Origin of the sequence: Paenibacillus sp. 2TAB23 (assembly GCF_052115165.1) — a bacterium.
GTDB lineage: Bacteria > Bacillota > Bacilli > Paenibacillales > Paenibacillaceae > Pristimantibacillus.
The window spans coordinates 22,082-36,292 of sequence record NZ_JBFRGD010000006.1; the positions used below are offsets into that span (position 1 = coordinate 22,082).

General features: G+C 48.4%; 6 protein-coding genes. All 6 read right to left on the bottom strand.

The annotated features are described in order from the left end of the window. Positions 1–25: 25 nt before the first annotated feature. Positions 26–1,534, bottom strand: a complete 1,509-nt coding sequence (locus AB4Z29_RS11060) for a response regulator (RefSeq protein ID WP_441943110.1) — start codon at positions 1,532–1,534, stop codon at positions 26–28. Then, positions 1,527–3,296 carry a histidine kinase gene (locus AB4Z29_RS11065; protein ID WP_441943111.1) on the bottom strand — a complete coding sequence of 590 codons (1,770 nt, stop codon included), beginning with the start codon at positions 3,294–3,296 and terminating at the stop codon, positions 1,527–1,529. The genes AB4Z29_RS11060 and AB4Z29_RS11065 overlap by 8 nt, the downstream gene beginning before the upstream one ends. A gap of 328 nt (positions 3,297–3,624) precedes the next feature. Then, complete coding sequence (locus AB4Z29_RS11070) at positions 3,625–4,665, bottom strand: S-layer homology domain-containing protein (RefSeq protein WP_441943112.1); 1,041 nt, start codon at positions 4,663–4,665, stop codon at positions 3,625–3,627. Further along, on the bottom strand, positions 4,662–9,788 hold the full coding sequence (locus tag AB4Z29_RS11075) for a glycosyl hydrolase (protein ID WP_441943113.1): 5,127 nt from the start codon (positions 9,786–9,788) through the stop codon (positions 4,662–4,664). The genes AB4Z29_RS11070 and AB4Z29_RS11075 overlap by 4 nt, the downstream gene beginning before the upstream one ends. A 347-nt stretch (positions 9,789–10,135) precedes the next feature. Then, positions 10,136–11,404 (bottom strand): NAD(P)/FAD-dependent oxidoreductase, encoded by a 1,269-nt coding sequence (locus AB4Z29_RS11080; protein WP_441943114.1) that lies wholly within the window; start codon positions 11,402–11,404, stop codon positions 10,136–10,138. Positions 11,405–11,489: 85 nt separating this feature from the next. Further along, positions 11,490–14,150 carry a LuxR C-terminal-related transcriptional regulator gene (locus AB4Z29_RS11085; RefSeq protein WP_441943115.1) on the bottom strand — a complete coding sequence of 887 codons (2,661 nt, stop codon included), beginning with the start codon at positions 14,148–14,150 and terminating at the stop codon, positions 11,490–11,492. Positions 14,151–14,211 lie beyond the last annotated feature (61 nt).

The window sequence follows — 14,211 nt, forward strand, 5'->3', positions numbered from 1 at the left end:
TTTTGGATTTCGCGAAAAGAGGGAATCACGGATGATTCCCTTGATTCCCTCTTTCCTCTTTATATTGTCCTGGCGTTAGACCAGTAGACTTTTTGAACACCTCTGAAAAATGCCTATACGTATGATAACCGACCTTATCGCTCACTTCGTTCACTTTCATTCCTCGTAAGAGCCATGTTTTAGCTTTCTCCATCCGGCAACGAGTCAGAAATTTAATATAAGATTCTCCGACTACGTCTTTGAATAGCACACTTAAGTAAGTCGCATTCAATCCTACATAGTCAGCTACCTCTTGCAGAGACAAATCTCTATGCAGATTCTGTTCAATAAAAACGCGAGCCTGATTTACTGTCGAATGTTTTGTTTTCTCGCGTGATTCAATCGAAAGATCAGCAATGGTATGCATTTGATCGCGAAACCATTGCAAGACCTGGCCTCTCACAGCCGCGTGCTGAATTTCCAAATGAGGCATGTAACGGCTTTGAAATTCATCAGCTTTATGGTTCAAGCCCGATTCTTTTGCTGCTTGCAATGCCCTATAAATAAACTTCAGCATTTCTCTTTCCACAATCTCGGGGTCTGGTTTTTCTAGCTGCACCCAACGAATGAATTGCTCAATCTGTTCCATAATTCCAGCCTTATTGCCGGCCCTTATGCTCAGGATCATTGACTCCTCCCACTCCAAGATCCCTTTGGGTACCGTCATCGTCACTCCGAGCTCATCGAACCGTACGATGCCCGTTGTATCAAGCAGAGTTGCCGATCGTAGAGCACGAATGGCTTCCTTGTAGCTGTCAGCTGCTTTCCCTGGTGCCTTGTATGTGCTCCCGATTCCCATAGACGTATGCGTTTGGTCGAATTCATATTCAAGCTTATCCCAGATTTGCCCCGCTGGAGCTCCAAAATGGAATACTACGATCAGCTTTTCTTGTCCATATCGAATGTTGATGGCATCATAATCTTCATGCTTCGACAGCATGAAATGGCCGGAATACGCAATAACGGTCACACCGGTCACTTTCTTTGCATCCTCGCCGTAAAAATCCGCCCACTTAGGCATGGCTTCATCCCCGATAAGCAGCAAATCCAGAATCGATTTTTCAAGCAGCTCAAGCTGGGTGTCATCCCATCTTCGTTTAATCGCAAGCGTTTGCTGCCGTTCGGTAAATTTTTCTTGCACCTTTCGAATCGCTTTCTCAATGCTTGCGATTGTAATCGGTTTATCCAAATAATCAGCAACGCCTAATTGTATGGCACGCCGGACATACTCAAATTCATTAAATCCGCTGAATACGATGCAATAGGTTTCCGGAGCTTCTCTCATCACTGCTTCAATTAACTCAAGGCCGTTCATGCCTGGCATACGGATATCGGTCAAAATAATGTCAGGCCGAACCTTGCGAAACAGCTCAAGCGCTGAAAGACCGTCGCTTGCCGTTCCATTCAGCTCAATCCCGAATAGAGACCAGTTAATCATGGTCTGCAGGCCTTGCAGGACAATATATTCATCATCAAATACAACCGCCTTAAGCATGTACGGGTCCCCCCTCTTTGCGTGGCTTGAATCGGAGCTCGATTCTCGTACCTGCGCCTATCTCACTGGTTATTCCGATTGAGCTTGATGGCCCGTAATACAGCCGCAATCGCTCCTTGACATTAGAGAGTCCATAACCCTGCTCCGTCCTGCCCATATCGGCAATCCCGACGCCGTCATCCTCCACGACGAACAAAATAAACTCGCCTTCAATTCGTCCCGTCAACTGGATTTTACCGCTTCCTACCTTCGGCTCTAATCCATGATAGATAGCGTTTTCAACTAAAGGCTGCAATAATAGCTTCAATATATCCATGCCCATAATCGCGTCTTCGATGTTCTCCACATACACAAACCGATCTTTGTAACGTATATTTTGGATCGTCATGTAGTGCTGGATGTGCATTAATTCTTTGTACACAGAGATTGCTTCTTGGCCTTTGTTCAGGCTCAGCTTGAAGCTTTCGGATAAGGAGACAGCCATCTGCGCGACATCGTGATTCTTTTGAATCGTAGCCATCCAATAGATAGAATCAAGTGTATTATAAAGGAAATGGGGTTTAATTTGCGCCTGCAGCGCGCGCAGCTCCGCATCCCGCTCTTTCAGCTCAGAGAGCAATAGCTTCTCGTTAAGCTCCTCATTCACCGACGCCATGCGTTTAAAAGATTCCCCGATTGCGCCAACTTCGTCATGCTCGAAGGTTTCATCGAAATCTCTAATTCCTTTCGTCCATTTCACCATCATTTTTTTGACCTGCAGCAAAGGTTTTGTGATGCTGCCTGAAATAATAAACGAAATGACAAGCGCTACAAATGAAATAATGGAAGCGATAATTGCCGTTGCCCAGCCGATTTTTGTGGACTCCCTCAGTAAATCCCGCAAGGCTACGACATGGATAAAGATCCAGCCTGTCGTCTCATTTTTGTATTTCACACTAAGAAAGCCTTGCTCTTGAAGTCTGCCGTAAGTAGCAGCTAAGTTATCATTAATGATGTGCTGCATAATGCGTGATTCTTGCGGGTATATGAGCTGTACTTGGGAGTTTGAAGAATCTATAGCCAAAAACTCACCGTTGCTGTTGCTTCCCGTAAATATCGTATCAAAAATAGATTTGGAAATATTAATGATTAATAATCCGATCGGCTTGCCGTCAATAGTGTCCGAATCACGATATAGCTTTGCGGTTGAGAACGTTTTGGACCGATCGCCTAATACATTATGGCCAAAGAAAACGATTGCGCCTTGTCGCTGCAGTGTGGACTTATACCAATTTGCTTCAGTGATCGGCTCCTGCATATCCACGCCTTCATAGATGCCCGTATCGTCGGAGCGCCCCAAACAATAGGCTTCGAAATGCAGATCGAACACGCATATGGAATCAACATACCTGGAGTCTAGAAAATTGTTGTTAATCATTTTTTGGAGCTCGTCTACCGTACGGTCTTTGATTAGGCTTTTTTCTTCTGCCGTTGCGGATATACTCGTCCGCAGGTCGTCCCTAATCCTTTCATTTAGAACGACGGAACGATTTAAGTTAATCACGTTGCGAAACATTAAATCCGCAACCTCGCTGGACGTTCTCAGATGGTCCTTCGTTACCTGTTTGTTCGTTTCCAATAAAGCGTCCTTTGATACGTTAAATGAAATATATCCAACCAGTGCCAACGGTGGGACCGATAACACGATGAGCGCAACAAGAAAGCGACTTCTAATTTTTCGAAAACGGAATTTACGTATCCACTCGAAGAGCCACTTCTTCATCCAATCCCGCCTCTAAATAGTCTGCAATCTAATTATCCATCCATATTACTTCACTCCTTCTACGATGCACAATAGAAGTTTCACCTGAAAGGCGCCGACCTAAATAATCCGGACATGATTCCAAAAAAAACGTACATGTAACCGTCCGATTTAGTCTTTGTTTAGCTTACAACATACAAATAACAAGAAAGCCATCCCTTTCGGATGGCTTTCTTCTTACATATCCATTTGTGGGCGATAAGATGATTTCAACATTTCTCATCCCATAGACGTGTTATTGCTGCGTTAGCTGCAACAATAATTGGGCTACCTACCTGTTCAAGCAGCTTTACAATGTAGAGCTCTTCTGCATAAATGAGAGAATCAAAGCAACCGTCTCCGCTCTGGATGCATGGTGGAGCGGGTCAAACTGACGGCCTCCCTTCCCAACGACAAGCCCCGCTTCAGCCGCGGCCTTAATCGTTCCCTGTGCATAAGCTGGAATGGCGCCTGCATCCACGAAATCTCGGGTTGTAAGCCCGGTAGTCTTCGGCTCCAGCCCGAAAGCCCGGGCAAGCATCATAACCGCTTCAGTCCGCGTCAGGTTCCGATCGCCTCTGAAATTACCATCCTCATAACCAGTCACTATACCCGCAGCGTAAGCGGACTTAACCGCCGGCTTCGCCCAGTCCGGAACTTGGTTAAAGTCAGCTGGCAGCCGCTGATCTTCGCTATTGCTTGGAAGCTTCAAAGACCTAGCGAGCATAACGACGAATTCGGATCGCGTTATTTGCCGATTGGGACGAAATGAGCCATCGGCATAGCCGGATACAAAGCCGAGTTCGACAGCCTTTCGGATCGCAGTTTCAGCCCAGTGACCGGTTATATCGTTCAACGTGGGCTGTCCGATATTTACGGCAATCCTGGTTTTAGGCTTCAGTATGATGACGTTCAAATCCGATTGAACGAGCTTTACATCGTCGAGAGAGATGGACGCCTGACCTCCACTAATGGCTTGGAAACGTATGCTCAGCAACGTTTTTTTGCCGTTCTCGCCAGCTGCCTCTCCTATCTTCGTATGCGCGAATCGCAGCTGACCGGTTGCCGGCGCCTTCGGATTGACACTGAAGCCAGCCAGCTCGGATTTTGTCTCTAGAACGGCAAGACGATTAGCATCATAAGTCAGCCCTATTTCAAAAGCATATACATCCTGAAGATCCATGCCCTCGATTACAACCTGGAACGTTTGGTTGACTCCTCGGCCTCCTTCCACCTGTAGATGGAAGGACGGCTCAGCTGCAGCGCTGGCAATAGCAACAGGCAGCGTCATTGCAGAAAGCATTCCTGCCAATACGAGGAGGCTTGAAATGATAGTCCGAAGTTGATTCATGCGTGCAACCACTCGCTTATGATCATTTTGGCGACTGCCGCTAGAACTTGAATATCAATCTCGCCTTTATTAAACAGATCTGCCGCTTGGACAACCTGCCAATCGGGATCCGATGAACGCACACCGTAATACTTGGCGATGATGGACAGATCATTAATCGTGATGCGAGCAGCCCCTCGCACAAGCGAAACAAGCGTTCCAGCAAAGTTCTGAACGGATGCTTGAAGTCCGTTCACTTCCGCATCTACTTGCGACTGGCTGGCGTAAGGGTTGTTGCGAACGATTTGTGCATGTTGAACCGCTTGCTCCAAGGCTGCTATCGAAGCAGCTGGATATTGACCGATTTTGTCTCCGGGCTTTGCGGCACTGAGACTAAGCTTCGCTTTATCGATTGCTTCGTCTAAAGCGGTTTTGTCCGTTATGACCGGAACGCTTGGATTCACCGAACTCATGAACGCCTGGGTAGCCTCGTTTAGCTTGCTCAGCGCGTCCGCCACCTCTATCTCCGTGGATCCCGCATTTACTTTGACAGATACAGCCTCATTAATAATCACGAACAGCTTGGATTTCGAGCCGATCGGATATTGTCCGGCCTGGCTGCCTTCCACAGCTGCGTCAAGCCTGCTTTGCGCCTCGTCAATTGCAGCCGCCAAAGCCGCTTTATCTGCTATCACAATCGGAAGAACAAGCCTAGAATCAGCAGCGTTTGTTGACAACCCCTCATAGGACAAAACAACATCAGAGAGAGTCAATTGCGTCTCGCCTGCCGAAGCTGTGGTCGCTATTTGCAGATGAAGCGATAATAAATCCCCCCTATTGCCTGTATAACCTCCGTTATCTCGGCTAGCTAAAATGAAAAGAATCTGGCCAGCTTCTTCTTTAACGGCCGTTCCCAAAACCATGAAGTGTTCCGCTGACGGCTGGATAGCGCTTTCCGCAAGAGACAATGAGCCGTCCTCATTCGTAACCGTGTCGAAGCTCAGTGCGGCCGGATCGTATTGCATAACCATCTGCATGGTCGTGAAACGGGTCGGCATTTCGTTAATCCCCAATGCGATTGTCAGCGTTTGGCCAGGATAAACGTAATCGGGACCGCTTATGGTCGAGTCCGGTTTTATGTCAGCTTGACCGCTGATCGACACGATCAGCTCCCCTGTAATGCCCGAACCGTCTTTAGCAGCAGCGACAACCATCACCTGTCCGTCCTTATGGGCAGCAAGCATTCCATCCTCTGAAATCGAGGCCGTCTCAGTCTCCTCGCCTTCCAAGTTAAAAACATGCCACTCGACTGCTTTCTCGTCTGCTTGAGCAGGCCATATTGCAGCTGACATTTGGAGCGTACCATTCTTGACAGCGATAGCCGCCGATTGCCCTTCCCCGTTAACGGAGATAGACTGAACGAGCTGTTTGACCGGACCAAATACGTTGAGCTCATTAATTGACCATCTCCAGAATCCATCATGAGACGTCTGCGTTATTTTGACATATCTGGCCGTTTGAGGCGACCAAGACTGCTTCAGCACCTGCGAGCCTCCTGCTCCTTCGGCAGCTTTCGACCAATTTATTCCGTCTAGAGACAGCTGTATAAGGAATCCTCTAGCGTAGTCGTAAGGCGCGCCTGCTCCAGCATCAAGCTCCAAACCGCTGACGAGCTGCGCATCGCCCAAATCCAATAAAAACCATTCTCCTCCAGTCTGTCCAGCTTCCGTTGACCATTGCCTGCCTGTATCTCCGTCAAAAACGAATTGGGGCAGTGTTCCGAAGGCCGTGGAGGAAGCTGAAGCGCTCCAGCCTGTTCGAACCAGCTTCTCATCCCTCTCTGGATCCGGCACGCTGAATGGATTTTTGAACGCATGCCCGATTGGCGTTAGGGAGTCTTCCATGTCATACAACGTCGTGTAGGCACAGCCTTGATCATGGGCGCAGTTGTCGCCGAACCATGCATAGCGTTCGACAAACGGCAGCCCTTCAAGCATTGGAACAAGCTCCTTTAGGAATTTCACAGCCAATGCTTCTGAGGGTGTTTGGTAAGTCGTCCCAAATGGAATAGCTCCGATTTCGGTAATCCAAATCGGTTTTTCGTATTCGTTGTAAAGGGCCTCGAGCGTACTCTTCAGCTTCGAAACGGCATTCGGGTCTGTGAAATCAGGATAAAAGTGAAGCGTGATAAAGTCGACGGGGTAATGTCTGTCCTCGATCTGCTCCATAAACTGCTTTAGCCAGTCTTTGCCCGCTGCATAGGAATTGTCATACGTATAGGCAACCGCGGGACTGCCCAGTCTAAGTCCCGTCTCCATTAAGCGCGGCCAGTCTTTAATCGTATCGATGACGCTTGTATTCGACTGCTGTACCAATTCTGGCTCGTTGTAGCCAAGCAAGCTGTCGTATCTGCCTTCTGCCTTCCCTTCCTTCAACTTATCAATCGTCTCATCCGTTACGGCACCCGGTCCCCACAGCATGGGAACGTAGTCCATCGCTAATGCGTCCCCCGTATAATCGATGGACCAATTGTATGCCCAGCCTATTCCTAGGTCCGATAGCTTGGAAGGTTCAGCTGATAGGTATTTGATCGCAGCTGCTCCTTTTTTATTGGCAATCGGCTGCGGCAGCTGCTCGCCTTCAGAGACAGTAATCGATGCCTGAGCTGTTTTTTCTCCATCAATCGTTTTAACTGTAATGATAGCGCTTCCTACATTTAGCGCGGTAACCTTCCCTGTAAGGTCAACAGTGGCCACGAATGGGTCGCTCGAACTCCAGCTAACGGATTTATTCGTCGCTTCCGCAGGAGTCACAACTGCCGTCAGCCAAGCCGACTGCCGCTGCTTCAGATTCAACGTCCCTGGCGTGATCGCAACCTTGCTCACTGCTGCAGCAGGCTGTTTGACAGAAACATTTAATTCGTTCAATGACCACCAATTCGAAGCAGCCGTCCCCGTCTGAACGATGCGCAAATATCTAGCAGCCTGTTTCTCAAAGGTTGCTGCGGAAGCAGCCGAACCTGTCCCTGCAGCTACCTCAGTCCAGCTTGTTCCATCGTTAGAAATCAGCACCTGGTAGCTGCGTGCATAATCGCCTCCGGATTCCATTCTGACGGTATCGAAAGCTTCTGTCTTCCCCATATCGACTTGAAACCACTGGCTGCCTGACGGATTCTGCGCTTCTTGATTCGCCCAGCGCGAGCTTGCGTTTCCGTCTATCGCGTTGGCAGGCGCAGCGTCTGAGCCTGTCGCCTTATATGCTGAAGCCGTCCACCCTGACCGGTCAAGCACCACCTCGACCTCGCCAGCTTCCTTGCCGCCGTATTCCGAAACGGTTTGCCGGACACTGCTTAGCGTAGCCGCGGAGCCCGTCTGGTTAATGACATGGGTGATTTCACCGTTTCCGGCCAGGAATATGGAAGTCGCGTGATGAATGTTCACGCCTGGCACATCAGGCACCTCGATTGCGCTATGTGCTTTCACGTTGGCGTCCCTAAAATAAGAATATACGCCTAGCCCCCATGCCTCGTGGGTTTTAACCGAGTCTGCCACCTTGTAGGAGGCGTATCCATTCACAGTTCCCCCCTTACTCATCCAGGATGCCTGATCGGGAACCTCATACGGAATTTCGGACTGATAGAAGTACAATCTGCCGCCTTCACCGTTCCAGATCGTCTGGTATTCATTGTGGTGCTCATTGAACAATCCGTAAATGGTGACGTTATCGCCGTTGACGATTAATCCATTCAACGAATCATTTGTCGCCCAGCCGCCGGCGCTGGCGCCATGATCCGCGCGCCATATCCAAAAGTGATCGCCGATGACATGATTGCTGTTGATTTCGAGATTATTATCCGTCGTCCCCGCATGTGCACCTCCTACGCGGAAGAACAGATCATGAAGCGAAGACGGATTGCTCGAATGATCCAGCTCGCTCCCATTCGGCCCAACTTCAAGCAGAACGGGAGAAACCTTTTCGCCGGCATCGAATAGAAGGCTTGCGATGATGATGCCGGCGGCGTCCGCAGTCGTCATTACCTTCTGTCCATTATCCGGAATCAATGTCGCAAAGCCGAGACCCATCACTACTGTATCAGGCTTCGTGACGTGAATCGTGTCCGACAGATGATAGATTCCAGGCGTGAACAGCACATGCTTCCCTTGCTCCAGCGCTTCATTAATGGTTGCCGCGCTCGCGCTTTCCGGCATGGCAATGTAGAACTGCTCAATCGGAATAGATTTGCCAGGCGTCGGACCGTTCAACCAGCTTATGCCCTTGGCATCCTTCTGCAGCGACGGAACAAATACTTGATAGTTTCCGGCGTTATCGATATAAAGATATGGTTTTTCCCTGATTAGCGGGGATTTTTCAACCACCGTATAGGGAGAAGCAGGGAATTCCCCCGATGGAGGCTGCTGATCGCCTACGAATACCATATTCCATACGCCATTAGACCAGCTGCCGTACTGGTTGTTTCTTGAAAACCATTGCTGCTGGGAAGCTGGGACGATTCCTCCATCCACTTTTGTATCGGCCAGAAATCCGCCGCTAGCATATCCTGCGTTCCACGACGAGTCGAAATCAAACAATTCCAGCTGACCCTTAACATGCACGCGCCGCATGGGAGCAGCTTGTGCGACCGCCCATTGCGCGGATGAGCCAGTTGGCGGAGTCACGCTGAAGTTTTCGGCTGAACGCCAGAAATTGATAAGCGCGTTCCCATTATTCCAATCCGCATTCGTGTTCACGGACCCCCGAATATCAACGTCATCGGGATTTTGCCCCAGACCCGATACTTGCGTATAGAAGCCTACCTTTACATTTACCTGGTCATAGATTCCCGGTTTGAATAAAATAGCATGCCTCTCTGCGCTAAATTCTCCTCTCTCTTGCGCCGTGAATATTGAGTCAGCCACGTTTTGGATTTCAGCTTGTGACATGGAAGGATCCATAATACGAACATTAGGCCCAAATGGATGATTCGCGGTCAAGCTGGTAGAATCAATCGCATTTGCTGGCGCTGCGGCCGCATACGCTGAATTCCGTGCTGGGAGTACAGCGGTAAGAGAGAGAATAAGCAAGAACGATAAAACCAAGTGAATCGCCCTTCGACTTGACATCAACCGATATAAATGATGTAACATGGTTATGCCTCCTTATGAATGATGTTAGTTATAAACGTTGAACTCATGAATGTGAAAAGTAGCTTAATGCCATGCTGCGTTACATTGCCCCCCCAATTGAAATGGATCATGCATTTATAATGTATACGTTTTCATTTTATGGGACAATTGCTTCATTCTTTTGATTGATGTGCTTATTTTTTGGGTTATCCTTCTCTACTGCCTTCCAAAATACATAGAAAATAAATAAAGGAGAATGCTGCCGATCACAAGTGACGGCTGCATTTCTCCTTATTCCGTGCATGCTATTTCATAATCTCCATCATATATTGCAGATTTATATTGGATAATCGCCTCCTGGCTATAGCCTACTCATCGGTTCTTTGTACATTAAATCCTTCCTGAACAGTGGAATTGGACATGATTTCACCAAGCAATCTCCCCAGCTCGCCTGGATCGCTCGCATGATTATACATGCCGAGAAAGGCGCCCGTAGCTTGCGGGTACGTCGCAATCAGGTGATTAACTGCTTGCTGCTCCGGTGTATACGGTACATTGCGAGTCATTTCGCAGGCTAATTGAAACAGAGGCTCAAACTTGTTCGATAGCTCGCTTTCATATTGCGACGCCATCTTTTCCCACAGGACGTCCGCTAACCCATGTTTGTCCAGAATCCCCTTCAGCAGACGGGCGCTATACATGGCATCATGCATGCCCTGCCCGATCGCAGGATCCTTGAAAGAATGAGCATCGCCAATCAACGCCCACCCTTTGCCCATCGCTTCATGCCAATCGTTGTCGTACCCCAGAAGACCACGGATCGGACCAACCGCTTCTGCTTCTTGAAGTCTCGAGGCAAAGGATGATTCTCCTAAGCCGGATTGTATGATCTCCCGAAAGCCTGTCTCTGCATTTACTCTCATTCGGCTCATCAATTCCGCATTAGCGAGCGGAAACATAAGTCCGACAACATGAAGATTGTCGCTCGTCGGGAATACGATTGCAATTAGTTCCCCCAATTTATAAAATTCGGAGCGAGGCTCATCCTCCTGATCGAAACCTTTGAAGTAACCAACATAAGAAGCAAATTCGGTCGGAACAGCGGTCAAGCATTTGCTGCCAGCCAATGACCGAATCGTTGACCTTCTGCCATCCGCCCCAACAACAAGCTTCGCTGTAAACTTCACGGTTTCTCCGCCGGATTGTATCCCTTCTACTCCTTTAACAATATCTTCTTCACGCACTAGTCCGGTCACCCGAAAATGCTGAAGAGCATGGACGCGTTCCAGCGAACAAGCATGCTCAAACAAAATGTGATCCAGATGGGTCCTGCGAATGCAGAGGCACTCGTATTCTCCATTCACCTCAGGAAATTCACCTTCAATGATTGCATCTTCTAATTGTACATAAGCGCGCTTATAAGTCGGTGTTCCCGTGGAGAGCAGCTTCTCCAATACGCCCATCTCTCTCAACATCGCCAGTGAATTATTAAATAAATTATGGGTGGACAGCACGTCACTTGGAAAAGTTCCTTTATCGACAAGCAGCACATCATAACCGGCTCGTCCCAGCTCATAGGCAAGCGTCGCACCTGCTATTCGAGCGCCGACAATAATAACATCGTAGTCCGTTCTCATCGTTTTTTCCTTCTCTCTTTCGTGATACCCCCATATTACCTCATCAGGAAGATGGGCAGCGTCTATCGAAAGATATAGAAGAAGGTTATAACTTTCCTAGCAGTCCGCTGTTTTCCGCAATTCGAATCGCCTGTACACGGCCCTGCGCCTGAAGCTTGCTATATACCCGGTGAAGATGAAGCTTCACGGTACCTTCTGTCAAAAAAAGCTCAGCTGCAATAGCCTTATTCGATAATCCTTGCGCCATAAGAATGAATACCTCCGTCTCTCTTGCAGTCAAGACGTCTATGTTGCTCTGCACAGGGTTTGATAAAACCTGACTATTCCCCGTTACGATATTTTCCGAGTGATGGCCTAACAATTGGATAAATGAAAGCTCCTTCTCGGACCACAAAGAAGAGTGGGATGAAGCCGCCTTGTACTTGCCTAGACGCTCCATAACGGCAGGTCCTATATCTAAGAATGACCGTATGTTGCCATGCTGACAGCCAACTCGTATTGCCGAAAGCAGCAGGCGTCTGCTCTCGATAGAATCGTTCCTGTTCGCATGTATTTCGCTAAGCAAGAGAAGCCCTTGGAGCTCGCTTAAGCCATTTCCACGTAATTGTGCGATTGAAAGTGCATCAATTGCACTTTGGCAGGCCTCTTCCCACTCGCCTACTCCCATTAAAATCTGGATATAGATGAAATCTTCATCGTTCGGGAATAAGTCATCTTGAGAGCTTGTCCGTTCCGCAGCTTTTCGCTCATGCTCATCCACCCACTCGCGTGCAGGTATCGAATTCCCTAATTGCAGCTGGCAGATTACGGTGCTGGCCACAAGCTTGCTGTACCAAGCTGACGTATGCTGATGATGGCTGCGCAAATGACTCATTGCCTCCTCCATGACATCTAACGCTTCGAGGCTTCGTCGTTCTGCGATCAGAATATGGGATAACAGAATGATGGATGGAACGTAAGAACCGATCGTACCGAATTTCCGGCCAAGCCTGATTCCTTCTTCTGCATAGCTTCGAGCGAGGGGCAGGTGGTTGCGCAAATAACAAACCTCTCCCATTGCGATCTGCTGGTAGGAGGTATAAGCGCTCTCATGCAAACCGTTCTTTTCAATAAATTCGCCATATGCGCGGTGGTAGCTCTCAGCATATTCAATCCGGCCATTAAAACCAAAGTTCCCGCGAATAAACGGAACAGTTCCCTCATTAAGCTCTAATCCTAGACTAAGCAGAAGCGGTGTTTCAGGATCAGGCAAGTCTTCTCTTCCCCCATATTCTTGAATAAGCGCAAGAGCATGATCGAAGTTGCCGCTCAACACGGAATGAAAGTTTTCAATAATTCGGACCTCTTCTCGCATACGGAAGAAGCCCGAAGCCTGTGGATCAGCTTTCATGCCCGCAAGCGCTGTATTCAGCTTTCTGAGCAGCACCTCTGCCCTATCTGTATGTCCTTCCATCAGATCAATCCAGAGCAAGAGCAGCAGATTGCCTGTTTCGTTAAGCGTAGGTACAGACAATTGATCAAGCCAACGGCGTAGCAACACCGTCTCTCTAACCTTCAACCAAATATGGGCATGCTGCTGCATCCAGGCTGCTGCCCTGCGCTCGTCGCCAGCAGATAGTGCATGCTCAATGGCTTCCTCTAAGTAGCCGTGGCTCTTGTACCATTCAGCGGCACGACTATGAAGCAGCGCCATTCCTGCTTGTTCCTCATTCCTCAGCTTGACGCGCAAAAAATCCGCAAACAGATGATGATACCGGTACCACTCCCGTTCATCATCAAGTGGAATGAGAAACAATCCTCTGCGCACGAGTTCTTGAATGCTATCGCCTGCATCAGGCTCATTTATAACTGCGCTGCACAAAGATGGACATAATCGATCAAGAATCGAGGTTTTGAGCATGAATCGCTTGGTTTCTTCTGAAATATGATGAAATACCTCTTCCATTAAATAGTCGGCGACATGGCGATTGCGTCCAGTCAGAGGCTTAATAACGCCGCTAATTTGTCCAACTGAATAGGATAGCGCTGACAACTGCAGCATGGCAGCCCATCCTTCCGTATAATGAACCAGATGACGAAGGGTCTTGCTATCTGGCGAAGCTCCCGTCTGTTTGTACCAATAAGAATCTATTTCAGAGTCAGTGAACCGCAGATCGGACAAGCTTAGTTCATTCAGCCTTCCATTTGCCCTCAATGCGCCTAACGGGATCGGAATTTCATGCCGGCTGATTAGTATAAGGTGAACCGACGATGGCAATTTGCCCAACCAGTCATAGAGCGAATCATGTATCGTATCCGTAGCAATCATATGGTAATCATCGAGGACAAGCATGAGAGGCTCCTCCTGCTGCGATGATTCTATTAACGCATGCAGCAGTTGTGCCGATAGCCTTTGGGCGGATTCGAAACCGCCAAGGCCCGATTCCCCAGTCAGCTTTATATGGAGTGCCTGTTCCACCGATCCACGCAAATAACGCCAGAATCGCAGAGGGTCATTTTCTTTGGAATCAAGAGATACCCAGCCATTTTTTAGCCCAGCTTGCCGAATCCAGCTGCTTACAAGCGTCGACTTACCGAATCCAGGTGGGGCGACGACCGTTGTCAGACGAGCACTTAACGTTCGTTCAAGCAGTTGATTGAGCCTGCTGCGCGTCAAATGTGATGGCGTACTTTCAGGCAAATAGAGCTTCGTTTTCAGCAGTTCCTCCACCTGATAAAGCTCTGTCGCTCTATTGGAATCATTCATACTCCTTCACCTTTTCTTATTTTTTCCATTTATTGATATATTCACGGAATGACTATCATAT

Bases quoted from the DNA above. Each gene is read 5' to 3' on its own strand.
- AB4Z29_RS11060 (WP_441943110.1), bottom strand. From the start codon at position 1,534: ATGCTTAAGGCGGTTGTATTTGATGATGAATATATTGTCCTGCAAGGC.
- AB4Z29_RS11065 (WP_441943111.1), bottom strand. From the start codon at position 3,296: ATGAAGAAGTGGCTCTTCGAGTGGATACGTAAATTCCGTTTTCGAAAA.
- AB4Z29_RS11070 (WP_441943112.1), bottom strand. From the start codon at position 4,665: ATGAATCAACTTCGGACTATCATTTCAAGCCTCCTCGTATTGGCAGGA.
- AB4Z29_RS11075 (WP_441943113.1), bottom strand. From the start codon at position 9,788: ATGTTACATCATTTATATCGGTTGATGTCAAGTCGAAGGGCGATTCAC.
- AB4Z29_RS11080 (WP_441943114.1), bottom strand. From the start codon at position 11,404: ATGAGAACGGACTACGATGTTATTATTGTCGGCGCTCGAATAGCAGGT.
- AB4Z29_RS11085 (WP_441943115.1), bottom strand. From the start codon at position 14,150: ATGAATGATTCCAATAGAGCGACAGAGCTTTATCAGGTGGAGGAACTG.